The organism is Nocardia sp. NPDC046473, assembly GCF_040645995.1.
Taxonomy (GTDB): domain Bacteria; phylum Actinomycetota; class Actinomycetes; order Mycobacteriales; family Mycobacteriaceae; genus Nocardia.
Window position 1 is genome coordinate 140,422 of sequence record NZ_JBEYZJ010000009.1, and the last position, 22,232, is coordinate 162,653.

The 22,232-nt window shown below is 66.3% G+C and carries 20 protein-coding genes; 10 read left to right on the forward strand and 10 right to left on the reverse strand.

Features of this window, described 5'->3' with window-relative positions:
- Positions 1-17 precede the first annotated feature (17 nt).
- Positions 18-272, forward strand: a complete 255-nt coding sequence (locus tag ABZ942_RS31050) for a phosphopantetheine-binding protein (protein ID WP_357388201.1) — start codon at positions 18-20, stop codon at positions 270-272.
- A gap of 93 nt (positions 273-365) precedes the next feature.
- On the opposite strand, the gene ABZ942_RS31055 is transcribed toward ABZ942_RS31050, so the two are convergent.
- Positions 366-812 carry a CBS domain-containing protein gene (locus ABZ942_RS31055; RefSeq protein ID WP_357388204.1) on the reverse strand — a complete coding sequence of 149 codons (447 nt, stop codon included), beginning with the start codon at positions 810-812 and terminating at the stop codon, positions 366-368.
- 402 nt (positions 813-1,214) lie between these two features.
- Here ABZ942_RS31055 and ABZ942_RS31060 point away from each other — a divergent pair, with 402 nt between their 5' ends.
- On the forward strand, positions 1,215-2,351 hold the full coding sequence (locus ABZ942_RS31060; protein WP_357388206.1) for a glycosyltransferase family 4 protein: 1,137 nt from the start codon (positions 1,215-1,217) through the stop codon (positions 2,349-2,351).
- A gap of 121 nt (positions 2,352-2,472) precedes the next feature.
- The gene (locus ABZ942_RS31065; RefSeq protein WP_357388208.1) at positions 2,473-2,895 is read left to right on the forward strand and encodes an Hsp20/alpha crystallin family protein; all 423 of its coding nucleotides are present in this window, start codon (positions 2,473-2,475) and stop codon (positions 2,893-2,895) included.
- Here the strand turns inward: ABZ942_RS31065 and ABZ942_RS31070 are convergent.
- Positions 2,879-3,883 carry a GAF domain-containing protein gene (locus ABZ942_RS31070; protein ID WP_357388210.1) on the reverse strand — a complete coding sequence of 335 codons (1,005 nt, stop codon included), beginning with the start codon at positions 3,881-3,883 and terminating at the stop codon, positions 2,879-2,881. The two genes, ABZ942_RS31065 and ABZ942_RS31070, sit on opposite strands and share 17 nt — an antisense overlap.
- 326 nt (positions 3,884-4,209) lie before the next feature.
- On the reverse strand, positions 4,210-4,920 hold the full coding sequence (locus tag ABZ942_RS31075) for a CBS domain-containing protein (protein WP_357388212.1): 711 nt from the start codon (positions 4,918-4,920) through the stop codon (positions 4,210-4,212).
- A 326-nt stretch (positions 4,921-5,246) separates the two neighbouring features.
- On the opposite strand from ABZ942_RS31075, the gene ABZ942_RS31080 reads away from it, so the two are divergent.
- From ABZ942_RS31080 to ABZ942_RS31105, 6 genes are all read left to right on the forward strand, one after another.
- The gene (locus ABZ942_RS31080; protein WP_357389001.1) at positions 5,247-5,885 is read left to right on the forward strand and encodes a DUF4389 domain-containing protein; all 639 of its coding nucleotides are present in this window, start codon (positions 5,247-5,249) and stop codon (positions 5,883-5,885) included.
- The gene (locus tag ABZ942_RS31085) at positions 5,882-6,715 is read left to right on the forward strand and encodes a hypothetical protein (RefSeq protein WP_357388214.1); all 834 of its coding nucleotides are present in this window, start codon (positions 5,882-5,884) and stop codon (positions 6,713-6,715) included. The genes ABZ942_RS31080 and ABZ942_RS31085 overlap by 4 nt, the downstream gene beginning before the upstream one ends.
- 3 nt (positions 6,716-6,718) lie before the next feature.
- Positions 6,719-8,803: a glycosyl hydrolase family 65 protein gene (locus ABZ942_RS31090; protein WP_357388216.1), complete on the forward strand. Its 2,085-nt coding sequence runs from the start codon at positions 6,719-6,721 to the stop codon at positions 8,801-8,803.
- Entirely contained in the window at positions 8,800-9,504 is a 705-nt protein-coding gene (locus ABZ942_RS31095) for a universal stress protein (RefSeq protein ID WP_357388218.1), read from the forward strand. Before ABZ942_RS31090 ends, ABZ942_RS31095 begins: the two co-directional genes overlap by 4 nt.
- 50 nt (positions 9,505-9,554) lie before the next feature.
- Positions 9,555-9,743, forward strand: a complete 189-nt coding sequence (locus ABZ942_RS31100) for a hypothetical protein (RefSeq protein ID WP_357388220.1) — start codon at positions 9,555-9,557, stop codon at positions 9,741-9,743.
- Between the two features lie 153 nt (positions 9,744-9,896).
- Positions 9,897-11,240 carry a wax ester/triacylglycerol synthase family O-acyltransferase gene (locus ABZ942_RS31105; RefSeq protein ID WP_357388222.1) on the forward strand — a complete coding sequence of 448 codons (1,344 nt, stop codon included), beginning with the start codon at positions 9,897-9,899 and terminating at the stop codon, positions 11,238-11,240.
- Here ABZ942_RS31105 and ABZ942_RS31110 read toward each other — a convergent pair whose 3' ends face one another.
- The 5 genes from ABZ942_RS31110 to ABZ942_RS31130 form a co-directional block, all read right to left on the reverse strand.
- A complete protein-coding gene (locus ABZ942_RS31110) occupies positions 11,241-12,119 on the reverse strand; it encodes a universal stress protein (protein WP_357388224.1) in 879 nt (292 codons plus the stop codon).
- A gap of 40 nt (positions 12,120-12,159) precedes the next feature.
- Complete coding sequence (locus tag ABZ942_RS31115) at positions 12,160-13,077, reverse strand: universal stress protein (protein WP_357388226.1); 918 nt, start codon at positions 13,075-13,077, stop codon at positions 12,160-12,162.
- Between the two features lie 117 nt (positions 13,078-13,194).
- Positions 13,195-14,961: a GAF domain-containing sensor histidine kinase gene (locus tag ABZ942_RS31120; RefSeq protein WP_357389003.1), complete on the reverse strand. Its 1,767-nt coding sequence runs from the start codon at positions 14,959-14,961 to the stop codon at positions 13,195-13,197.
- Between the two features lie 72 nt (positions 14,962-15,033).
- Positions 15,034-15,681: a response regulator transcription factor gene (locus ABZ942_RS31125; RefSeq protein WP_357388228.1), complete on the reverse strand. Its 648-nt coding sequence runs from the start codon at positions 15,679-15,681 to the stop codon at positions 15,034-15,036.
- A gap of 27 nt (positions 15,682-15,708) precedes the next feature.
- Complete coding sequence (locus tag ABZ942_RS31130) at positions 15,709-17,241, reverse strand: AAA family ATPase (RefSeq protein ID WP_357388230.1); 1,533 nt, start codon at positions 17,239-17,241, stop codon at positions 15,709-15,711.
- Between the two features lie 199 nt (positions 17,242-17,440).
- Here ABZ942_RS31130 and ABZ942_RS31135 point away from each other — a divergent pair, with 199 nt between their 5' ends.
- Positions 17,441-18,427 (forward strand): NAD(P)H nitroreductase, encoded by a 987-nt coding sequence (locus tag ABZ942_RS31135; protein ID WP_357388232.1) that lies wholly within the window; start codon positions 17,441-17,443, stop codon positions 18,425-18,427.
- Between the two features lie 21 nt (positions 18,428-18,448).
- On the opposite strand, the gene mgtA is transcribed toward ABZ942_RS31135, so the two are convergent.
- Positions 18,449-21,106 (reverse strand): magnesium-translocating P-type ATPase, encoded by a 2,658-nt coding sequence (gene mgtA, locus ABZ942_RS31140; protein ID WP_357388234.1) that lies wholly within the window; start codon positions 21,104-21,106, stop codon positions 18,449-18,451.
- Positions 21,107-21,209: 103 nt separating this feature from the next.
- Positions 21,210-22,226 carry a hypothetical protein gene (locus ABZ942_RS31145; protein ID WP_357388236.1) on the reverse strand — a complete coding sequence of 339 codons (1,017 nt, stop codon included), beginning with the start codon at positions 22,224-22,226 and terminating at the stop codon, positions 21,210-21,212.
- Positions 22,227-22,232: the final 6 nt, after the last annotated feature.

Consider the following 22,232-nt stretch of genomic DNA (forward strand, 5'->3'; position numbering starts at 1 on the left):
AGAGGTTGTGAAAGACCATGCCCGGCACCCTGTCTCGTTCGGACGCGGAATTCGCGGTGCGGACCGCATTACGCGGGTTCGCCTCCGACGCCGATCTGGCGGACCTGCCCGACAATGAGCCGCTACGATCGGCGCTCGACCTGGACTCCCTCGATTTCCTCACCTTCATCGAACGACTCACCCGCGCAACCGAAATGCGGATCGATGAGGTCGACTACCCGAAGCTGGCCACGATCGGCGCGTGCGTTGATTTCGTGACCGCCACCTCGTAACTTCGGCACCCCCGGCGGGGTCGGCCGTCGGGGTGCACGATAGATGCCGCACCGGGTTTCGGTACCCGGTGCGGCGTCGGGCAGCGCCCGGCGTCAGCTTTCGGTCGTGCTGGGCAGGTGCAGAGCGCAGACGGCTTCGACGAATCCGCCGACCGTCCGATCGGGCAGGTGACGGGCCAGATCGGCCTCGGTGATGATGCCGACGAGCATGCCGTGCTCGGTGACCGGAAGTCGCCTGATCTGGTATTGCTGCATGAGCGTGAGCGCCTCGTCGATATCGGCATCCGCCTCGACGGTGTGCAATTTGTCGGCGCCTTGCGCCATTTCGCCCGCGGTGGTCGTTTTCGGGTTGGCGCCGACGCCGACCACCTTGATGATAATGTCGCGATCGGTCACGATGCCGACCGGACATCCGTCGCTGTCGCAGATCGGCAGCGCACCGATATCCAACTGGCGCATACGCTGTGCCGCGATTTCCATGGTGTCACGCACGCTGATGTGTGCCACATCTGATCGCATGACGGTTTGTGCAGTGGTCATGATGATTCTCCTTGGCGTAGTGAGCAATAGCCCTGACTATCATTCGACGGTGTTATCGGCCGGGGAAGGGGAGAAGGTCACTGCGAGCAGGGATTCTTGGGTCGCGAACACCGCGCCGGGGCCCCGTGGAAATCCGCAACCGGATCGATTGCCTTCTCCGCAAGGGGCTTTCGGGCACTATCGGGACGCGTCGAGGTAACGACAGCGGTGACGTGCGCCCCTACTCGGTGGTACTGCCGACGCGGTGTTCTGAATAAGGACGAACTACCGCTCTCCTGAGCTCCGTGAGATCCGATGACGGCTCGCGCGGACCGCGAATTCCGGTGCCGCAATTCCCGAAATCAGTCGGCGGGTCAACCATTTGCGGCTCGTCGTGCGCGGGCCGGTCACGAAGGAGATGTCATGCGGATCGGTCTGATCGCACCCCCGTGGGTTCCGATTCCACCACCTGCCTACGGCGGCACCGAAGCCATCGTGGACAACCTCGCTCGCGGTTTGACCGCGCTCGGGCACGACGTCCGGTTGTTCACCGTCGGCGAGTCGACCTGCCCGGTGCGGCGGTCCTACCTTTTCGAGGACGCCTTCACCCCGATCGGTGTCGCGGTACCCGAGGCCGCACACGTACTCGCTGCCTATGCGGAACTCGACGACGTCGACATCATTCATGACCACACTGCGCTGGGGCCGCTGATCGGGCCGCGCCCTGACGGTCCGCCGGTGGTGAGCACCTGCCACGGTCCGTTCGACCCGATGAACTCCCGCAACATCGCCCATTTCGCCGACCGGGTCGCGGTGGTCGCGGTGTCGCGTGATCAACAGCGTTCCGCCGCACCAATTCCCATCGCCGCGGTGATCCACCACGGCATCGATCTGGACGCGTATCGCTACGGACCGGGAGGTGGCGGATTCCTGCTGTTCGTCGGACGGATGTGCTCGGCGAAAGGGGTGCACCGTGCGGTGGAGTTCGCGCAGAAGGCGGAGCGAAAGCTGGTGATAGTCACCAAGATTCGTGAAGCCGAGGAACGGCAGTACTACGAGGAGCAGGTACGGCCGCTGCTCGGCCCGGACGATCCGGAACCGCGCGAACTCGGACTGCGCGATCGGGTCGAACTGATGCGGGCCGCCGACGCGCTGATCAACCCGATCGATTGGCCCGAGCCGTTCGGGCTGGTGATGGCCGAAGCCCTGGCCTGCGGCACCCCGGTACTCGCGTTCCCGAGTGGCGCCGCACCGGAGATCGTCGAGCACGGCCGGACCGGATTTCTGTGCTCGGACACCGACAGCATGATCGAGGCGATCGAGCAGGCGCCGACCATCGATCGCCGCGCCTGCCGCGCCGCGGCCGAACAGCGCTTCGATATGCATCGCATGGCTCGTGACTACGCGGACCTCTACCGCAGGATCCTTACCGAATCCGCGGCGCGCGAAACACTTACGACGCTACCCACTTCAGTGCTGACCGGACCGGGACTCGTGTCCCTGCGACGAGAGAAGGCACTGCTCGGTGGCGCGTCGGCACGGAATAGTTCAGTGCTCTAGTGGCTTTGGTCACCGGCTGGGTGGTCGGCGGTCCGTCCCATCGGCTACCCGATGCTCTACCAGCAGCGGTCGCGAATGAGTGAAATCGATAGTGTCCGACAAACTTTCACCAGGAGGAATCATGAGTCTGCTTCCCGCCCATCGTGAGTCACGGCTGCCCGATATCAATGAGCTGTGGAACGCCTTCATGCCCACCGGCATGGCGCCCGTCTTCGGCGGACATCTGCTGCGGGTCGAAGATGTCGTCGAGGACGGCCACTATATCGTGCGCGCGGAGATCCCCGGGATCGATCCGGAGAAGGACGTCGAGGTTTCGGTCCAGGGGCGCCAGCTGACGATCAAAGCCGAACGCACCGAAAAGCACGAGGAGAAGGGGCGTTCGGAGTTCAGCTACGGCTCCTTCTACCGCTCGGTGACGCTGCCGCAGAACGCCGAGAGCGACGGCATCGCCGCCAACTACGCCAAGGGCATCCTCACCGTCAGCGTTCCGCTCGGCGAGCCCAAGGAACTCGTCAAGAAGGTTGAGGTCAAGGCCGCCGAGTAACGGTCACGAGGGTGCACCGTCCACTGTCCGACACCGACGACAAGGCACTGCTTTGCACCTCGCGGATCGTCTGATCGAGTTGATCGACCGCCGCTTCGAGGCGGGTGCGCGCGACAGGATGCCGAATGAGGTTCTGGGTGCCCGCGAGGTGCAACGCGACCGTGGACAGTCGATTCATCAGATAGCCCGCGAATGTCGGGGTGATCGGTGATAACGGTGCTGCGGGCCGGTTTATCGCGTCCGATAGGTCATGGATCGGAACGTCGGCCGGCCCGCTGCGGCCGGGATCGAGCAGCGCGGAGACGACCGCCCTGCCGATCGGGTCCGTGTCGTCGTGTCCGCCGAGTGCCGACGCAATCGCGTCGCCGGCGAAATCGGCGTAGAGCCGGATTATCCGCAGATCCGAACTCAGCGGCGCGTGCGGGCGGCGGAAATGGGTCGACACCACCCCGATCATCCGTCCCAGGAAGTCGGTCATCGGGGTGGATTGGACCGCGCGGAAATCCGCCGCCGCGGCGATCCCCCGATGTGCGGCGAACAAGGGATCTTCGTTGACGTCGTGGAGCACCGTCTGACCGCCTTTCGCCGCTCGGCCGCAGGCGGAGCTGTCGTCGTCGACAATCGCGAAATGATCCAGGAACTCGCCGTCGAAGCCGAACTGGGTGACGATCCGCAACGCGCCCGTCTCCGGGTCGAGCAGCTGTACGTTCCCGTAGTCCGCGTTGGTCAGCGTCAGCGCGCCGGCGAGCACGGCGGGCAACAGGACCTGCGCCGACGTCGCATTCGGCAATCCGGCTGTCGCGCAATGCAATCGATGCATCGAGCGTGGATGGTCGAGGCTGAAGCGTGCGGCATCGGCGAAGTACGCCGCGCGTTTTTCCAGCGTCGAGTAATCGATGGCCGCGAGGTGTGGCATCGACCTGCGGTACGCCGATTCGATCTGCTCCAGGGTCTGTTTCAGATCTGGCCTGCTCGAGCTCACAGTCATGATGACCGTCCCTACGGGGTGCGGTTAGGGATGGATGCAGTGAGAGCATCACCGAATTGGTCGGCGCGACAACCGTGTCGGCCCCATGTTCCGCACCGTCGGCACGGTCATGTCGCTGAACAGGAGTTTACTCCGCTGTTCAGTGGTTTCGGGGCGCAACTGCGACTACTTGCGGACCGTCCGTGCGGCCCAGATGTCGCGCATTGGACGACATCTGGACAGTCCCATGTGCGCCCGCTAGCGTGGGTAGCGACGCCGCGCGCGCGAGGGGCGCGAATATGTTGTGCGGCAATATGATCGGTGGACCTATCCGGTGCTTGTCGGTGTCAGTGGCCGGGTGCGTGGAAGATTCCGACGTTCTCCGGTGGTGCGGCCGGAATGTGGGTGTCGTCGACGTCGGCGACGATGTCGTTGCACACGTCGACGACGCCGTCGACGGCCGAGGCGAGGGCGGTGATGATGTCGATCATGCTCTGCCGCTCAACTTTTCCGCACAGCGTGACGATTCCGTCGACGACCTCGACCGAGACCTCCTTCGGCGCCAGGTACATCGCGTGCAGCAGCACTTCGGCGCGGATCTCGGCGGCCACGTCGGCGTCGTCGCGGAGGTAGACCGAGAGCAGGTCCTTGCGGCTGACGAAACCGATGAGCGCGCCTTCGGCATCCACCACCGGTGCGTGTTTCAGGCCGCGCTTGGCCAGCGTGGCGGCGGCGCCGGTAAGGGGGCTGTCCGCGGACACGGTGACTACCGGCGTCGTCATCAAGTCGGCGACGGTGCGGGCCGCGCCTTTACGGGCGAATGCCTTGTGCCGCAACAACTGCCAGATCGAGTTGGCTGCCGCGCCACCGGCCCTTGCCTGCCTGCCGAGCAGGTCGGCCTCGCTGACGATGCCGACCACTCGCGCCCTCGGGCCGAGCACCGGGGCGGCGCTGATGTCTTGTTCGGCGAAGGTGCGGACAACCTGCTGGAACGACGCGGTGGTCCGCACGGACACCACGTCGTGGGTCATCACATCGGCAACGGTCTTGTGTTTCATCGCTTTTACTCCCGCGTTCGGGTGACCATGCGGATTCCCGCTTGGTGAGTCTGCGCCCCGCGCGACGGGTTCCGGCAGGGCCGAAGTCGGGCGATTCCCGGGCCGTAGGTATGCACGGAAAGTGCCCGTCGACCCTGCCGCACGCCCGCCGCGCTCAGTCGGCGTCTGCGCCGAAAGCGACGCGCAGTAGGGGAATTGGGTCCCGGAATGGAGCCCTTCGGCCTCTGCTGTGCGGGATGGATCGGTGGCACAGTCGGAGCATCATCGATCGTCGAGGAGCGCTGACCATGAATTCCGCGGACGCATCTGCCCCCTACCCGGTCCATCTGCGTGGAGACTTGGACGAGCCGCTGTCGCGTTGGTTGTGGTTGGTCAAATGGCTGCTCGCCATTCCGCACTACATCATTCTGTTTTTCCTGTGGATCGCCTTTGTGGTGCTCACCGTGGTTTCCGGGTTCGCGATTCTGTTCACCGGCCGGTACCCGCGGGCGATTTTCGACTTCAACGTCGGCGTGCTGCGGTGGTCGTGGCGGGTGCAGTTCTATTCGTATGCCGCCCTCGGTACCGACCGGTACCCACCGTTCACGTTGCGCCACACCGACTATCCCGCCGATTTCGAGGTCGACTATCCGGAGCGGCTTTCCCGAGGCCTCGTTCTGGTGAAGTGGTGGCTGCTCGCGATTCCGCATTACCTGATCGCGCTCGCGCTCACCGGCGGTGCGCTGAGCTTCGGTGACGGCGATGAGAAAGGCGGCGGCACGGTTTCGCTGCTGGGTGTGCTCGTCGTGATCGCCGCCGTCATCTTGCTGTTCACGGCGAAGTATCCGCCGCGATTGTTCGATTTCGTCATGGGCATCAACCGCTGGCTGTACCGGGTGTTGGCCTACGCCGCGCTGATGCGGGACGAGTACCCGCCGTTCCGGCTCGACCAGGGGCCGCGGGATATCGAAGAGGCGACGCCATGACTCCGGAAACACCACCGCCGCAACGCCGTTGGCTGATCGTCGGGGTGTTGGCCGTGGCGGCGTTGCTCATCGCCGCGATCGCGCTGATCGTGGTTGTCACCCGGGACACAGGTGGGAACGGACAGGTCGCTACGACGTCGGCGGGGACGCCGTCCGACTCGGTCCCGTCAGGCACGGCCCCGCCTGGCACGGGGACCACCCGGCCGTCCGGTTCGCCTGGGCCCGCGCAGTTCCCGTACCAGCCGTTGTTTCCCTTCTCCGGTACCGCCGACGCGGACGCCTGGGTACGTGACGCGCGTCCTGGCGGCCATCAGCCGTGGCACGACGATGCGGGCACAATCGCGTTGATGTTCACCCAGAAGTACCTCGGATACCAACACATCGACAAAGTCGTCAACACGGCCGTACAGGGTGATCAGGCCCAGGTCGCCGTCGGTTTCGACAACCCGAACGGCGCCGCTGTGACAGCGTCCGTGCTGCACCTGGTCCGCATCGGCAGTGCGCCCAACGGTCCGTGGGAGGTGGTCGGCACCGGTGACACGACGCTGGCACTGACCACGCCGGTTTACGGTGCGACAGTGTCGTCCCCGATATCGGTCGGCGGCTGGATCACCGGTGTCGACGAGAGCCTGCGAGTGCGGGTCATCGGCGGGACCGGGGCGCAACCGGCGGGCACGGCCGGGCCCATTCCGGCCGGTGGAACCAATACGCCTTGGGCCGCGACCGTGTCGTTCACGGCGACCTGCCCGGCCACCCTGACCGTCGCGGTCGGCACCGGCGGGCACGTCGCGGATGTCGAACGCTTCGCCGTGACCGGCGTCAGGTGCTGAACGGTGCTGCGGGAGGCGCTGCTCGGCGCGCAAGCGGACTTCGACACATCCTGGGTGATCCGGGAGAAATCTGGAAACACGCTGCGGCGCAGGATATCCGAGGCCTTGTTCACGGTCGGTGACGGCGGTATCGGGACCAGGGGATCGGTGGAGGAGGCAGACGAGGACGCGGCTCCCGCTGTGCTGGTGGCCGGGGTGTATACCGGCGTCGGGCCCGAACAGCACTTGCTCGATTGTCCCCGCTGGACCGGGCTGGCCATCGATCCAACGGTGGCCGCCGACGAGCGGGTCCTCGATCTGCGCGCCGGTGTGTTGTATCGCCGCGAATCGACCGGAGACTTCCAGAGCCTGCGATTCGCCTGCGCTGACCGGTCCGGGGTGTTCGTGCTGCGTGCCACGGCGGCGTCTGGTCGAGTGGAGCCGGGCGAACCGCTGCGGACCGGAGCGGACGCGACCCGTCCGTCGGGCGGCCCGCACGCCGAGAGACAAAGTCTACGAACAGCATTCGCCGACGGTGGTGCGGTGGTCGCCACGGCGGCGCAGTGGACTGTGGACGGCGAGGCGCAGCGCCAGCTGGACCGGATCGCCGTCTATACCGTCGAGCGGCCCGGTGACCACGCGGATCAGCGAGCGGCGCGGATACTGGCCGACGCGAGTGCACAGGGTGTCGATCGGCTGCTGGACGCGCACAAAGCGGCCTGGTCGGATCGTTGGTCCGCGGTGGGCATCGACCTGCCCGACGACCCGGAGGTCGAACTCGCGGTGCGATTCGCGCTGTTCCAGTTGTGGTGCAACGCGAACACGCACGGCGAATCGGCGGTGGGCGCTCGCGGCGTCTCCGGACCGGGCTATCGCGGCCATGTCTTCTGGGACTCCGATGTTTTCGTCCTGCCTGCGATGGTGAGTATCGATCCCGACGCCGCCGCGGCGATGGTGGCCTACCGGATGAACCGGCTGCCCGCCGCCCGGAATCGCGCCCGCGCGGGCAATGCGCGCGGCGCGCGGTTCCCGTGGGAATCCGCGGCCGACGGTACCGACGTCACCCCGACGAGCGGCTATCTCGGCGGTGTGCCGGTACCCATCCTGACCGGACCGCTGGAGGAACACATCACCGCCGATGTCGCCTGGGCGGCAGACTATTACGCGGAATGGACCGGACAGCCGGAGTTCGTCGCGACCACCGCGCGGGACCTACTGACCGACACCGCCGCCTACTGGGCGTACAGATGCAGGCTCGATCCCGCGGGCCGCGCCCATCTCGATCGAGTGATCGGGCCCGACGAGTATCACGAGGTCGTCGACGACAACGCGTTCACCAACGTGATGGCCCGCTGGAACCTGCGCCGCGCCGCGCTGCTCGAACCACGTGATGCCACCGAGGCGAGTGCGTTCTCGGCCTGGCAACGGCTGGCCGATCGGATCGTGGACCAGCGGCAGCCGGACGGCCGCTACGAACAGTTCACCGGGTACTTCGACCTGGAGTCGCTGGTGGCCGCCGACGTCGCGACCCCGCCGGTCGCCGCGGACGTGCTACTCGGCCAGGCGCGGGTCGCCGGCTCGCAACTGATCAAGCAGCCGGATGTGCTGATGCTGCACCACCTGGTCCCCGACGAGGTCGCGCCCGGTTCGTTGATCCCGAACCTCGACTACTACGCCCCGCGCACCACGCACGGATCCTCGCTGTCGCCCGCGATCATGGCGACCTTACTGGCCAGGGCTGGTCGTCCGGACGACGCGCTGGAAATGTTGCGTACGGCTCTACGATTGGACCTCGACGACCGGACCGGTACCACCGCGTCCGGTCTTCACATGGCGACGCTCGGTGGCGTCTGGCAGGCGATGCTCGCGGGCTTCGCCGGCGTCCGGGTGCGGGCCGGAGTACTACGTGTGCGGCCGGTGCTGCCCGCCGGATGGCATCGGCTCGGGCTCGCGTTCCGCTGCCTCGGCAGCCGGGTGCGGCTCGACATCAGCGTCGACGGCGTCCAGATCCGTTCGGACGGCACGATCGTCGTCGCCGTCGAAGACATGGCGCCGGTCGAGCTGGTCGGCGCGGCCTGGTTTGCCACCGGAAAACAGGAGGCACCATGAATCGTGAAGCACTCTCACCGAATCCGGCTCTGCTGCCGACGGACGACCGCGCTGGGACACGGTACGTGCTGTGCAGGCGCGGTGCGGCGGTCGAGGGGTTCGCTGGTGCGTTGGCCGCAACGGCCGGGGCCGAGGTGCGTAGCCGCGCACTCGATTCGACCGGAGACTGGCTGCGGGCGCTCGTAGCGCCTGGTGTGGTGTTCGGCGTGCTCGAACGCGGCGCACAGGCGTGGCAGATCGCCGGGGACTCGCCGACACCGATCGTCGCCGTGCCTGCCGGGTTCCGGCGCACAGCGATCGATCGGGTGCTGGTGCCGCTGGACGGCACCGTGGAAGTGGCCGCGGCCGTGGCGCGGACAGTGCGGATGTTCCGTTCGGCCGGGGTCGAGGTGCAGGTGCTGCACGTCTTCGACCGGCGAACCGTGCCGGCGTACTGGGATCAGGCGGCGCACGAGCGGTCCGCGTGGCAGGACGAATTCCTGTCCCGTTATTGCACACCGTATTTCGACGGAGGTGGCCCGCCATTGATGTTGCGCAGCGGCGTGCCCGCCGAAAGCGTCCTCGAGATCGCGGGCCGGGAGGCGGATCTGGTCATTCTCGGCTGGTCGCAACAGCTGTTGCACGGGCACGCGAAGATCATCCGGCGCGCGATGACGGACCTCGCGGTGCCCGTCATGTTGATACCGTCGGCCCTTACCTGAAGGGCTTCCGGCCCTGGGGCGCAACACCATCCACACGGTGTCATCAAGGTATGACTTACTCCGCAACACTCGATTTCGATTCCATCTTCGGTTCGGCGCACACCTGCCCAGGCTGCGGTTCGGCCGATGTCGACATGGTGGCCGGCCAGCGGGACGTCGAACTCCGCTGTGGCAGCTGTGGTTCCGTGTGGCATATCGCCCGTGCCGCCACCGAACCCGAGGTCGCCGCAGTGCCGTGACAGCGCGCCGGTCGACACAGGCCGAAGGTCACCGTCACCGGGTGGCTTTCGAATCTTCTCGACCACCGGTCGACAGCGGGACGATAGAGCCGTGGTTGCGACCGTCGCCATCCCACGGCTCGGCGCCCACCCTGTCGGAATGGAACATCTACGATGTCCGAACTCGGCCCATTGGACTCCGGATTCATGGAGTTGGAAGACACCGATCGGCACGTGAGTGTCGGGATCGGGGCGGTCGCGATCGTCGCCGGATCGCCGCCGTCACGCGAGGAGTTCGCGGCGGAGTTGGTGAAACGATTGGACGTGGACCACCGACTGCACCAGAAAGTGCGCAGAGCCCCATGGGATCTCGCCGCACCGGAATGGGTGCTCGACCCGAATTTCGATCTGGCGCATCATCTTCGGTGGTTGGCGTTGCCCGCGCCGGCGGATGAGGGCACGCTGTTCGAGCTGATCGCCGAGGTGATGGAGGAACGGCTGGACCGTGATCATCCGCTGTGGCAATGCGTCGTCATCGAGCACCTCGCCGACGACCGCTGGGCGATGATCGTCAAGGTCCATCACAGCATGGTGGACGGCATATCCGGAATAACCCTGTTCGAGCGATTCTGCGATGATCCGGCCGAGGGCCGGATCAGCGATGCGCCGAGCACGCACGAGGCGTCGACCGATTGGGTCGGCCTGCTGACGAAGTCGCTGCGACTACCGGTCGACGGGCCACGGTTGGCGGTCAAGACGCTGCGTGCGGGAGTGCCGCTGTTGTGGTCCGCACTGCTGCCCGCTGCGGGATCCTCGCTGAACGGCTCCATCGGGCGGCAACGCCGGTACCTCGTGGCGCGGACGTCGCTGCCCGATGTCCGGGAGATCGGTGCGGCCTTCGGGGCCACCGTCAACGATGTGGTGCTCGCCGCCGTCGCCGCGGCGTTCCGTACCGTACTGCTGACTCGCGGTGAGGAGCCGACGGCAGACAAGCTGCGAATTCTGGCGCCGGTGTCGGTGCGCCCCGCCGGCGCGAAAAACATACTCGACAACCGAGTTTCGGCGATGCTACCGCTACTCCCGATCGAAATCGCGGACCCGGTCGAGCAATTGATGACGGTGCACCGAAGGTTGGCCGAGCACAAGGCGAGCGGTGAAGCGGCGGCCGCGAACTCGGTGCTCTCGTTGGCGCGGTGGCTGCCGTTCGCCCCGATCGCGTGGACCGTGCGTCTGGCGTCCCGCTATCCGCAGCGCGGGATCTCGGGTCTGGCGACGAATGTGCCAGGCCCGCGACGCATACTGCACCTGCATGGTCGGGAAGTGCTGGAAATCCTGGCCTACGCGCCGATCGCGATGCGGGTGCGCATCGGCATCGCCATTCTCAGCTACGGCGACCAACTGCGGTTCGGTATCACCGGCGATTTCGACAGCACGCCGGACCTGCACCTGCTGGCCGAGCGCATCGAGGAGACCATCGAGCATCTGCTGAAATGCGCTCGGGCGGAGACCACGAGCTGATCAGCTCTGCGGCCGGGCGATGATGAGCGGGCAGTCGGTCGCGTGCAGGACCGCTTGGCTGACCGAACCGAGGGTCATTCCGGCGAAGCCGCCGCGGCCGTGGCTGCCGACCACGAGCAGTTGGGCACGTTCACCTTCCGCGAGCAGTCGTTTGGCCGGTCGATCCTCGACGACTACGCGTTGCACCGCGAGGTCGGGATACTTGTCGGCGTAGCCGGCCAGCGCCTCGGACAGCAGTGTCTCGGCCTCGGTCTGCATCTCTGCGCGCGGAATGTACCGATCGAACGTGGACCAGGTGAGCACGGCACGCACCGGCACGTTGCGCCGCGAGGCTTCGTCGAAAGCGATGCCGACGGCACTTGCGCTGCACGATGATCCATCGACGCCGACCACCACCGGGCCGAGGACTCGTCGCGGGGAGTACTGCTCGGGCTCCGGGATGACGGCGACCGGGCAGGCCCCGTGCCGGGCCATCGCGGTACTCACCGATCCGAGTAGTCCGCGGCGGAAGGCTCCCATGCCTCGGTTGCCGATGACAAGCAGCCGCGCATCTTTGGACCGGTCCCGCAACACCGGGATCGGTGGACCTTCGACAAGGAAGGTCTCGATATCGAGGTCATCGACGGGTGCGGCTGCCGCCGTGGCGAATTCGCGCGCCGCCGCGAGCGTCGCGGCGCAGGCCTTCGTGTATTCGTCGCGGTCGATGCGGTGGAAGTCGATACCTGGCCCGAAGTCGGCCGGTGCGCCGATCGCATAGACGATGTGCAACGGCGCGTCGTGATGGACGGCGTCGACGGCGGCCCAGCGCAAGGCTTCGTCGGCGGCGATGGAGCCGTCGATACCGACCACGACGGGTGGGTTGATGCTGTTGGTAGACATATGATTTCGTACCTTTCGGTGATGAACGGCGGGCGTGTCCTCAGGCGGGGTGGACGACCATGACCGGGCAGTGCGCACGCTGGACCAGCGAATTGCTGGTGGAGCCGAGCAACAGGCCGCGGAATCCGCCACGACCACGGCTACCGACAACGACGAGTTGAGCGGACCCCGACCATTCGATCAGTGCCCGTTGCGGACCGAACTGATACACCTTGCGGATGACCTGCACGTCCGGGTACTTCTCCTGCCAGCCCGCGAGCTGCTCGGCGATGATGGCCTGCCCGGCGATCTGGGCGTCGTTGTCGGGGATGGTGTAGGAATCTCCGGCGAATCGGTCGAAGAACAGGTCACCCCACGCGTGCACGGCGACGAGTTGGGTGCGACGCTCGCTTGCTTCGGCGAATGCCGCCGCGGCCGCCGGCTCACTGTGCTGGCTGCCGTCGAGGCCGACAACCACTGGACCGACCCGTCTGGTCCGCTGCTCGGTGCCGGTGTCACGGACGACCACGATGCTGCCCCGGCCGTGACTGGTGACGGCGAGGAGGGTGGACCCGAGATAGCCGCTGGGCGCCCCGTGCCCCGCGGTGCCCAGCGCGACGAGATACGCCGTTTTCGACCGACAGATCAACAGCCGAGCCGGATTGGCTTCGGAGACTTCGGTTTCCACTACCAGACTGGGATCGACCTGGTGGGCCAGCCTACGGGCCGTGGTCACCAGGTCGACACCGCGTTGGCGCAGGGTGTCGGTCACCGCCGGCGCCATTATCTCGTAGATCCCGAGCAACTCCGCCGACGCCGCCAGATCGAGGCCGTGCACGATGTGCAGTCGCCGGTTGTGCTGGGAAGCGGTCTCGGCGGCCCAGCGGACGGCGAGGTCGGCGGCTTCGGAGCCGTCGACGCCGACGACCACCGCGGCTGTGGCCAGCCGGTGTGGATCGTTGGTGGGAAAGGTGGGCATGGGCGTCCCTTCGGGTCCAAACAATCTGGTACCCAAAGGTTAGGAATTCGGCGTGCCCCGGCACGTCTGTCGTTGGTCCCGAATGCGCGGGTCCAAAGGCTGTTTATATCGAGGTCGTCAGGTTTTGCGTGGCGGTTGGTCGGGCAATGGCGCGGACCAGCGCAATACCGTGCCGTGATCGGCGCCGCGTTCGATCTCGAAGCTGCCGCCGGATTGTTCGGCGCGCGCGGCCAGGTTATCCAGTCCGCTCATCCGGGAGAGGTTCTCGGGGATGCCGGTGCCGTCGTCGGAGATCTCGATGGTGACATCGTCGCGGACCGCGAGATTGATCGAGACCGTGGTCGCCGAGGCGTGCCGGACGACATTGCTGACCGCCTCGCGCAGGACCGCCTCGACATCTTCGGACAGGGGCGGTGCCAGTACCGAGACCGGTCCGGCCAGCCGGATCGTGGTGCGTAGCCCGGTGTCCTCGGTCATCTCGGCGATCACCGCATGCAGCTGTTTGCGCAGTGTGGGAGCATCGGCGGCGGTACTGCTGTGCAGATCGAAGATCGAGTGCCGGATTTCCTGCACGATGGACTGGATGTCCTGGATGGTCTCGGTGAGGCGGGTCTTGATCTCGGGGGTGCGGGCTCGCTGCGTCGTGCTCTGCAGCGACAGGCCGACCGCGAACAGTCGCTGGATGACGTGATCGTGCAGGTCACGGGCGATGCGGTCGCGATCGGCGAGCACGTCGAGCTCGCGCATGCGCCGCTGGGTGGCCGCCAATTGCAGGGCCAGTGCGGCCTGATCGGAGAAGGCGGTGATCATCGCCTGCCCGGCTGCGTCGAGCGGTTGCGCGTCGGCCGGGCGCAAGGTGACCAGCACGCCGATCACCGTGTGGTCGGCGCGTAGCGGAAGAACCAGGGCCGGTCCGAATTCGGCGGGATCGTCGAATTGCGGGCGGAACATCAGTTGATCGCTGGCCACCACCTGGCCCGTCAGATATGCCGTGCCGGAATGTGATTCGGCAACCGGAATACGTTGTCCGTGCAGTTTTTCCGATCCGGTGCCGGCGGCCGCGACGACGGTCAGTTCGGTGACCTCGTCGTGCGGGATGTCGGGATCGTCGGGTAGTGCCAGGAATGTCGTAGCGGACTGGGTGAGTTTCAGCGCCCGGTCGGCGACCAGCTCGAGCACCTCGTCCACTTCGCTGCCGCCGAGCAGTTCGGTGGTCACGTCCTGGGTCGCTTCGAGCCACTGCTGACGGACGCGGGACTGTTCGTAGAGGCGCGCGTTGGCGATGGCGGTACCCGCGGCCGCCGCGAGCGCCAGCACGATGACCTCGTCGTCCTCGGTGAATTCCTGGCCGCCGGCCTTCTCGGTGAGGTACAGGTTGCCGAACACCTCGTCGCGCACCTTCACCGGAACACCGAGGAACGTATTCATCGGTGGATGGTGCTCAGGGAACCCGACGGAGGCGGGATGGGTCGAAAGATCGGTCAGCCGAATGGGTTTCGGTTCCTCGATGAGCACGCCGAGCACGCCGTGCCCGCGCGGCAGATCGCCGATCATGACCCGGGTCCGGTCATCGATGCCCTCGTAGACGAATTCGGCCAGCTGCAAACTGTTCTTGTCGGTCTCGCGGACGCCGAGCGCCCCGTAGCCTGCGTCGACCAGCTCGATCGCGGTGTGCACGATCGTGCGCAACGTGTTGTCCAGGTCGAGGCCCGCCGTCACCACCAGCATCGCCTCGATCAGCCGATCCATCTGATCGCGCACGTCGACGATCTGGGCGATCCGATCCTGTACCTCGGCGAGCAGCTCACGCAGTCGCAACTGCGACAACGTTTCGATCACCGGGCTCTGACCAGGTCCAGCCGGTGCGGACCGTTTGCCATCCATATCGGTCATCTTCGCACGCGCAGCCGACCGCGACGAGCGGCCGCCAATCCGACTGCGACCCCGCCCGGCGACTCATTCCCGCGGCTGCGGTGCGTTGAGCTTGGACGCGATGACGGCGGCCTGCGTGCGCCGCTCGACCCCGAGCTTGGCCAGGAGCCGGGAGACATAGTTCTTGACGGTCTTCTCGGCCAGAAACATTCGCGTGGCGATCTGCCGGTTCGTCAATCCCTCGCCGAGCAGCTCGAGCAGGACGCGTTCTTGATCGGTCAGACTGGCCAGGGGACCGGTCTTCGCCTCGGTCTCCTCCCGGAGTTTGGCCATGAGTGCGGCGGCGGCGCGATTGTCGAGCAGCGATCGTCCGGCGCCCACCTCGCGGATGGCATCGATCAGTTCCAACGTGCCGATGTCTTTGACCACGTAACCGCTGGCTCCGGCCAAGATCGCGTCGAGCATCGCTTGCTCGTCGGTGAACGAGGTCAGGATCAGGCAGCGCAGTTGCGGGTTGTGGTCGAGCAGTTCGCGGCACAGTTCGATGCCGTTGCCATCAGGTAGTCGCACATCGAGGACGACGACATCCGGACGCAGTGCGGGGATGCGTGCCAGCGCCTGGGACACGTTGCCCGCCTCGCCGATTACTTCGAGATCCGTTTCGGCGTCGATCAGATCGGCGACCCCGCGTCGCACGATGTGATGGTCGTCCACCAAGAACACTGTGACCATTCGGATGCACCTCCCTGAGCAGTTGATTCAGCCTACGAAGATTTTCTGGTCCGCGTCACGGAGTTGGACTCTGGATTGGGGACCAAAGTCCCTTGACGTGTCCGGGTTGGTGGCTGTTTGCCAGGCGCGGAACGCGCTGCTCACGGTGTCACGCAGCGATAACCCGGTGTCGAGCGACGTCGCGCCCGGCCATGCCGCCGCGGACCCCGACATGGCGGCGGCAATCTGCGCGGTTGCCTCGGAGTCACCCGCACCGCGCTCGCTGATCCGGCGATTCGCCACCGCGGGCGGGCACACACACTGCAGTTGCACGAAATCGGCGTGGGTGTCGGCAGCAAGGACCTGGGCGCGTTGTCGCTCGTCCGCGTCGATCCAACTGGCATCGAGAATCACCGAGACGCCGAGCGAGAGCAACAGGTGTGCGCGCGTCAGCAGCTCGGTATAGACCTGGGTCTTGTTCGCCGCGGAATACGCTCCCGCGCCGAATGTTCCGCTGTCGCCCTGCAGCTGCCCCGTCGCGCGCAGCTGTGCGCGGACCTGATCGCTGGCGCACACCGACGCCCCGGTCAACGCCGAAAGTGCCTTGGCGACAGTGGATTTACCGGTTCCTGGCAGCCCGCCGACGAGCACCAGGCGGACCGCCGCCGTATCGAGATGACGCGCGGCGATCAGCAGATGCCGCTGGACGCGGTCGCGGGCGGCGGTGTCGCCCTGGCCGAAGCGGATGGCATCCACCTTGGCGCGGACCAGCGCGCGGTAGGCGATGTAGTGATCGCGCAGTGACCGCGGCGCGGGATCGGCGGTGGTCAGCAGATAATCCGAGACCAGCTGATCGCCCAGCCCTGAATGGCCGAGGAATTCCAAATCCATTGCCAGGAAAGCGATGTCGTCCAGGCAGTCGACATAGCGCAGTCGATCGTCGAAGTCCAAGCAATCCAGTACCCGGAAACCGTCGGCCAGGTCGAAGATGTCCTCGGCCTGCAGGTCGCCGTGGCCGTCGACGATGCGATCGTCGGCAATCCTGGTCATCAGCAACGATTCTCGGCCATCGATGAAGCGCATCGCCAGCCAATCGATCCGATCGACCAGGTACGGATCGGCTACTTCGGGCAAGTCGGCAAGGCTGCGCAACAGCGCTCGCCAGCGGCCGCGCAGCGCGTCCGGGGTGCCCTCGGCGTTGATCTCGGGACCACGGCGTGCCGAATGATGAAACTGAGCGATCACTTGAACCAGCGCTGCCAGTCGCGATCTGGACAGCTCCGGATCGGCGAGGGTGTTCGACAGCCTGCGATCCTCCGGCATCCGCCGCATGAGCACCACTGGCTCGGCCGGTCCGCCGACCGGATCGGTGAGGTGGGCCACGCCGAGATACACGTCCGGGGCAAGGCGACTGTTCAGTTCGACCTCCCGCGCACAGGCGAGCTCACGCAGCTGCGGCGTGCTGAAGTCGAGGAAGTCCGTGCGAATGGGCTTTTTCGTTTTGTATGCCCGGTCGCCGACCAGCACGACCAATCCGGTGTGCGTTTCTCGCAGTTCGGCAGGCGATCCGTATTCGGGCATGGGGCACAGCCTTTCGGAGAATCCGATTCGTGTACTCAGGATCACGCACCGGACGGCGTCAAGGGGACGGCCGAAGGTCATTGATGTCGAGGGACTTCCGGACCATTTCCCCGAAGTCCCTCGACATAAGGACGTCCTGCTCTAACCCGAATCACCGAGTCGGTGGCAGCGTGGAAACCGACGACGAAAAGGACGGTGGATGACAATGAACTACGGATGGCCCGATGATCATTGCTTGCGGGCGGCGTTGACGCTCGCGGTACGGGCACCGTCGGTTCACAACACTCAGCCGTGGCGATTCCGCATCAGCGAGCGCGCCGTGCAGCTGTATCTCGATCCGACATGGGCACATCAACCATCGGACTTCGATCAGCGTGACGTGGTATTGAGCTGTGGCGCGGTCCTGCATCACCTGCGGGTCGCGCTCGCGGCCTCGGGGTGGTCGGCCGTGGTGCGGCGGTTGCCGAATGCGGCGAATCCGAACTGTTTGGCGTCGATCGAACTGGTGCCGCATCGTCCGACCATGCTCGACAGCGCACTGGGGAATGCGATTCCGCACCGGCAGACCGATCGCCGGAACTTCAGCTCCGCGCCGATCCCGCCCGGCTACCTCGGGCTGGTCAACGAACGTGCCACGACACTGGGTGCGAGCGTCCGGCAGGCCGTTGACACCGCGCGTGAGCGTTTGGTCGAGGCGTTGCGGGCCGCAACGGTACTCGACTCAGCTGAGCCGCAGTATCGACTGGAGCTGGCGAACTGGAGTGGTCGGCCCACGACACCGGGCGGCTTACCCGCCCGAAGTATCCCACTGCGCTCGGACCCCGACGGCAGCCTCAGGCCCGTCGCGGCGGCACCGCATGCCGGTTCTGGCCACGAACCCGACTTCGCCGAATTGCTGGTTCTGGCCACCTCGGGCGATGACCGGTTGGCGCAGCTGTGCGCGGGAGAGGCGCTCAGCGCGGTACTGCTGACCGCGACCAATGTGGGCCTGGCGACCTGTGTCCTGACCGACCCGCTCCAAGTGCCCGAGCTGCGCCAGCGCATCCGAGTGGGCGTGCTGGACGGCCGGGGCTATCCGCAGGCCGTCATCAGAATCGGCTGGACGGCGGACGCCGCCGCCCTGCCATTCACGCCGCGGCACGCGCTCGGCGACGTCCTGGAACGATACGAAGCAACTGCCTGCTGAAAGCGGCGCGGCGGTGTCGGGCTATCGGCCGGTGGCGAAGTGCGCCGCTCGCCGGTGGACACGGTGGCCGGGGATTCGGACACGCTGAGCGGCAACGGGTTTCGGCGTCTGGAAGAAGAAGTGTTTGCCTACCTCGGCCAGTACCAGATAGATGGCGACCATCAGGACGAGCGCTACGAAGAAGCCGCCGGGAAGTGGGGCGAAGCCCAGGCTCCGAGCCAATGGGGTGGCGGGCAGTATGGCGCCGGTTGTCACGGCCGCCAGGGCGGCGACCAGTAGCGGGACGCTCGGGTGGCTGCGGAAGAACGGGATGCGCCGGGTGCGAATGACGAAGAGCACCAACGTTTGTGTGGCCAGCGATTCGACGAACCAACCCGAATGGAACAGGGCTTCGCCGGCGTGGAACACCCACAGCATGATCCCGAAGGTCGCGAAATCGAACACTGAGCTGATGGGGCCGAAGACCAGCATGAAGCGCCGGATCAGGGTGATATCCCAGCGGGCCGGACGCGCCAGTTGTTCGGGGTCGACGGAGTCGGTCGGGATCGCCAGCTGGCTGGTGTCGTAGAGCAGATTGTTCAACAGAATTTGCGACGGCAGCATCGGCAGAAAGGGCAGGAACACCGAGGCGCCTGCCGCACTGAACATATTGCCGAAGTTGCTCGACGTGCCCATCAGCACGTATTTCATGGTGTTGGCGAAGATGCGTCGGCCTTCCATCACGCCGTCGGCCAGGACTTGCAGGTCCTTTTCGAGCAGTACGACATCGGCGGCGTCCTTGGCGACGTCGGTGGCGGAGTCGACCGAGATCCCGACATCGGCGGCGTGCAGGGCGAGCGCGTCGTTCACGCCGTCGCCGAGGAAGGCGACATCGACGCCGTGACTTCGTTGCGCCCGGACGATCCTGGCCTTCTGTTCCGGGTCGATCCGCGCGAATATCGTAGTGGTCGAAAGACATTCGCTCAGCTGGCGGTCGTCGAGGCGGTCGATGTCAGGCCCGGTGAGCGCATTGCCGGGCGGCAGCCCGAGCTCGGCACACACGTGCGCGGCGACCTCCGGGTTGTCTCCGGTGATGACCTTGACGGCGACGCCGAGCCCGGCCAGCCGCGCAAGCGCCGCTCGCGCGCTGCTTTTCGGTGGGTCGAGAAAGACCAGGAATCCCTGCAGGCGCAGGCTGTGTTCGCCGTCCTGACTGAGGGTGTCCTGCTCGTCCGCAGGACGGGTGGCGACCGCGACGACGCGGTGGCCGGCGCGGAACTCGTTGTCCAGTACTGCCTTTGCCGTATCGGATGCGTCGGCGCAGTGGGCGAGCACCATCTCCGGCGCGCCCTTGGTGATGATGAGGCGGTGGCCGTGATCGTCCTCGGCAAGGACCGTGACGAGGCGGCGCCTGTGGTCGAACGGCAGGACCGCCAGCGTCGAATATCGGCCCGCGGCCGTCCGCGGCGCGGTAGGAGCGTGCCAGAGCGCGGTATCGAGCGGATTGCCGTCCACGACAACCCCATTGCGCACGGTGGCGTCGATGCAGACCATGCCGAGCAGCATGCTCTCGTCCGAGGCCGCGCCCTGCGGGTCGAGGGCCCGCATCAATTCGATTCGCCCCTCGGTCAGCGTCCCGGTCTTGTCGGTGAACAACACCTCGATATCGCCCAGGTCCTCGATACAGACCAGCCGTTTCACCAGCACCTTGCGGCGAGCGAGCTGTCGGGATCCGGCGGCGAGGCTGGTGGATACCACGGCGGGCAGCAACTGCGGGGAAATACCGACCGCGATCGCCAAGGAGAACAGCAGCGCGGTCAATATCGGCCGGTGTAGCCCGATATTGACCGCGAAGATCCCGATCGTCAGTACCGCCGCGACACTCACCAGCAGCAACGAGAACTGGCGCAGTCCGATCTGGAATGCGGTGTCGGGCTGGCGTTTTCCGAGACCGAGCGCAACACGGCCGAATACGGTCGAGCCGCCGGTCGATATCACCACGCCGCGGCCTTGTCCGGCGCTGACCACGGTGCCCATCAACGCGCAGCCGGTGAGCTCGGCCAGCGTGGTCCCGACAGGCACGGGCTCCACCGATTTTTCGACCGGCAGCGACTCGCCGGTGAGTACCGATTCGTCGCACTGCAGGGCTGTCGTGGTGAGCAATCGAAGGTCTGCGGGCACCAGTTGCCCGAGACGCACTTCGACCACATCGCCGGGCACCACGTCGGCCACCGGGACAGACCGTGCGGTGCCGTCGCGGATCACGGTGGCATGGTGCTGGATTCGATCGTGCATGGCTTCGGCGGCCCGCTCGGCGCGGTACTCGTTGAACAAGCCCAAGCCGACCGATGTGGTCAGAATGAGACCGATGATTATGGCGTCGGTTCGTTGGCCGAGAAAGAACGATGCGGTAGCCGTCACCGCCAGGAGCAGGAGCAGCGGAGAACGCAACTGGCGCAACAGCACCGGAAGAATTCGGGCTTGATGTGAGCGGATCGCGTTCGCGCCGGCGGTGCGTAGTCTGGCGTGGCTCTCCTGCGTAGACAACCCCGTTTCTGCGACCGCCAACGCCGACAGCACAGCCTCGATCGGCATCGCCCCGGCGGCCAGCACATCGAGTTGTTCGGAGGGTGCCGTCGTGCCGACGCCGGGTGGAGTCGCGGCTATTGCGGGTCGGCGCGGACGAACTGGTGCGTGCATGCTGTTACCTCACGAATTCGTTTCTCGAATGGGCTCGGGTGCGAGGCAGGCGCATGACCGAGGCGGAGGTCTGTTCGTCCCGCGACGGGTTTTCGGTGCTGCGTCACGACGTCCGGTGCGCGCGGTGAGCCGGTCGGAAGTCGAACACCTCGGACAGCGGCCGCCGCGGGGTCGGGGCGAGATCGGTGTCCTCGTCGGGCGCCACGCCGATGCGGAGCACGATCTGCGGCACACCGGGCTGGGTGATCAGTTCGGCCAGGACCGACCTGGTGGTGGCGAGCTCGGTGACCTGGGTGAGTTCACCCGTGGTGAGCCCGCGGGCGGTGCATTCCAAGAGCACGTTGGACAGTGCTTCACCGGTGTGCAGCCATTGGCCGGGGGAGTCGCCCACGGTGCTGAGGACGATCAGCCGCGACTGGTCTGCGAGGTCGGCCCGGCGGTTCGAATACGGAGCGAACGGAAATGCCCGCCCGACATCGGTTCGGGCGGCCTCGGTCGCGGACACCAGCGCTGCCGCCGGGATGCCTTGATGGGACTCCGAAGACGCAGTCCACCACTGCAATTCGTCCTGGTATGCGCGGTCGTGGCTACGGAGTGAGGTGACGTGGCGGGCGGCTTCGGCCAGCCGGACACGATCACTGTCCGCGATCTCGTCGACCGTCACGTGGTGCGGTCGCGCCAGTTCGCGCGCGGTGTCGAGTACCGCGGGCCAGTCGTCCGGCGCTGACATCGGCAGCCGATCGGAGTGCCGCCGTGGGATAGCGCGGACCCGGGCGGCCGTCCTGTTGAGCGGTCCGTCCCAGGGCCGGAACTCGAACACGGCCAGCAGTTGCGGCCGGTGCGGATCGGGCATCCGGGTGACGTAAGGGAACCAACCCATCGAAACGAACGCTTGGCGCGCGTGGTCGAGTGCCGCGCCGCAGCTGATCGTCAGCTGGCGGCTCTGCGGATCTGCGGCGGGGAGGTGCAGCTCGGTATCGAGGTAGAGGAACAACCACCCGCCGTCGAAGACCCAGCGCCAGGGTTGCGTGTTGTGCACCGACGGCGCGCGACAGGCGACGGTCAGCGCCGCGCGCACAGTCGAGAGGTCGGGTACAGATGAATCGCCTTCTGCATGCATATACCG

Excerpts from the sequence above, each read along its gene's own strand:
- ABZ942_RS31050 (WP_357388201.1), top strand. The coding sequence starts at position 18 with ATGCCCGGCACCCTGTCTCGTTCGGACGCGGAATTCGCGGTGCGGACC.
- ABZ942_RS31055 (WP_357388204.1), bottom strand. The coding sequence starts at position 812 with ATGACCACTGCACAAACCGTCATGCGATCAGATGTGGCACACATCAGC.
- ABZ942_RS31060 (WP_357388206.1), top strand. The coding sequence starts at position 1,215 with ATGCGGATCGGTCTGATCGCACCCCCGTGGGTTCCGATTCCACCACCT.
- ABZ942_RS31065 (WP_357388208.1), top strand. The coding sequence starts at position 2,473 with ATGAGTCTGCTTCCCGCCCATCGTGAGTCACGGCTGCCCGATATCAAT.
- ABZ942_RS31070 (WP_357388210.1), bottom strand. The coding sequence starts at position 3,883 with ATGACTGTGAGCTCGAGCAGGCCAGATCTGAAACAGACCCTGGAGCAG.
- ABZ942_RS31075 (WP_357388212.1), bottom strand. The coding sequence starts at position 4,920 with ATGAAACACAAGACCGTTGCCGATGTGATGACCCACGACGTGGTGTCC.
- ABZ942_RS31085 (WP_357388214.1), top strand. The coding sequence starts at position 5,882 with ATGACTCCGGAAACACCACCGCCGCAACGCCGTTGGCTGATCGTCGGG.
- ABZ942_RS31095 (WP_357388218.1), top strand. The coding sequence starts at position 8,800 with ATGAATCGTGAAGCACTCTCACCGAATCCGGCTCTGCTGCCGACGGAC.
- ABZ942_RS31100 (WP_357388220.1), top strand. The coding sequence starts at position 9,555 with ATGACTTACTCCGCAACACTCGATTTCGATTCCATCTTCGGTTCGGCG.
- ABZ942_RS31105 (WP_357388222.1), top strand. The coding sequence starts at position 9,897 with ATGTCCGAACTCGGCCCATTGGACTCCGGATTCATGGAGTTGGAAGAC.
- ABZ942_RS31110 (WP_357388224.1), bottom strand. The coding sequence starts at position 12,119 with ATGTCTACCAACAGCATCAACCCACCCGTCGTGGTCGGTATCGACGGC.
- ABZ942_RS31115 (WP_357388226.1), bottom strand. The coding sequence starts at position 13,077 with ATGCCCACCTTTCCCACCAACGATCCACACCGGCTGGCCACAGCCGCG.
- ABZ942_RS31120 (WP_357389003.1), bottom strand. The coding sequence starts at position 14,961 with ATGGATGGCAAACGGTCCGCACCGGCTGGACCTGGTCAGAGCCCGGTG.
- ABZ942_RS31125 (WP_357388228.1), bottom strand. The coding sequence starts at position 15,681 with ATGGTCACAGTGTTCTTGGTGGACGACCATCACATCGTGCGACGCGGG.
- ABZ942_RS31130 (WP_357388230.1), bottom strand. The coding sequence starts at position 17,241 with ATGCCCGAATACGGATCGCCTGCCGAACTGCGAGAAACGCACACCGGA.
- ABZ942_RS31135 (WP_357388232.1), top strand. The coding sequence starts at position 17,441 with ATGACAATGAACTACGGATGGCCCGATGATCATTGCTTGCGGGCGGCG.
- mgtA (WP_357388234.1), bottom strand. The coding sequence starts at position 21,106 with ATGCACGCACCAGTTCGTCCGCGCCGACCCGCAATAGCCGCGACTCCA.
- ABZ942_RS31145 (WP_357388236.1), bottom strand. The coding sequence starts at position 22,226 with ATGCATGCAGAAGGCGATTCATCTGTACCCGACCTCTCGACTGTGCGC.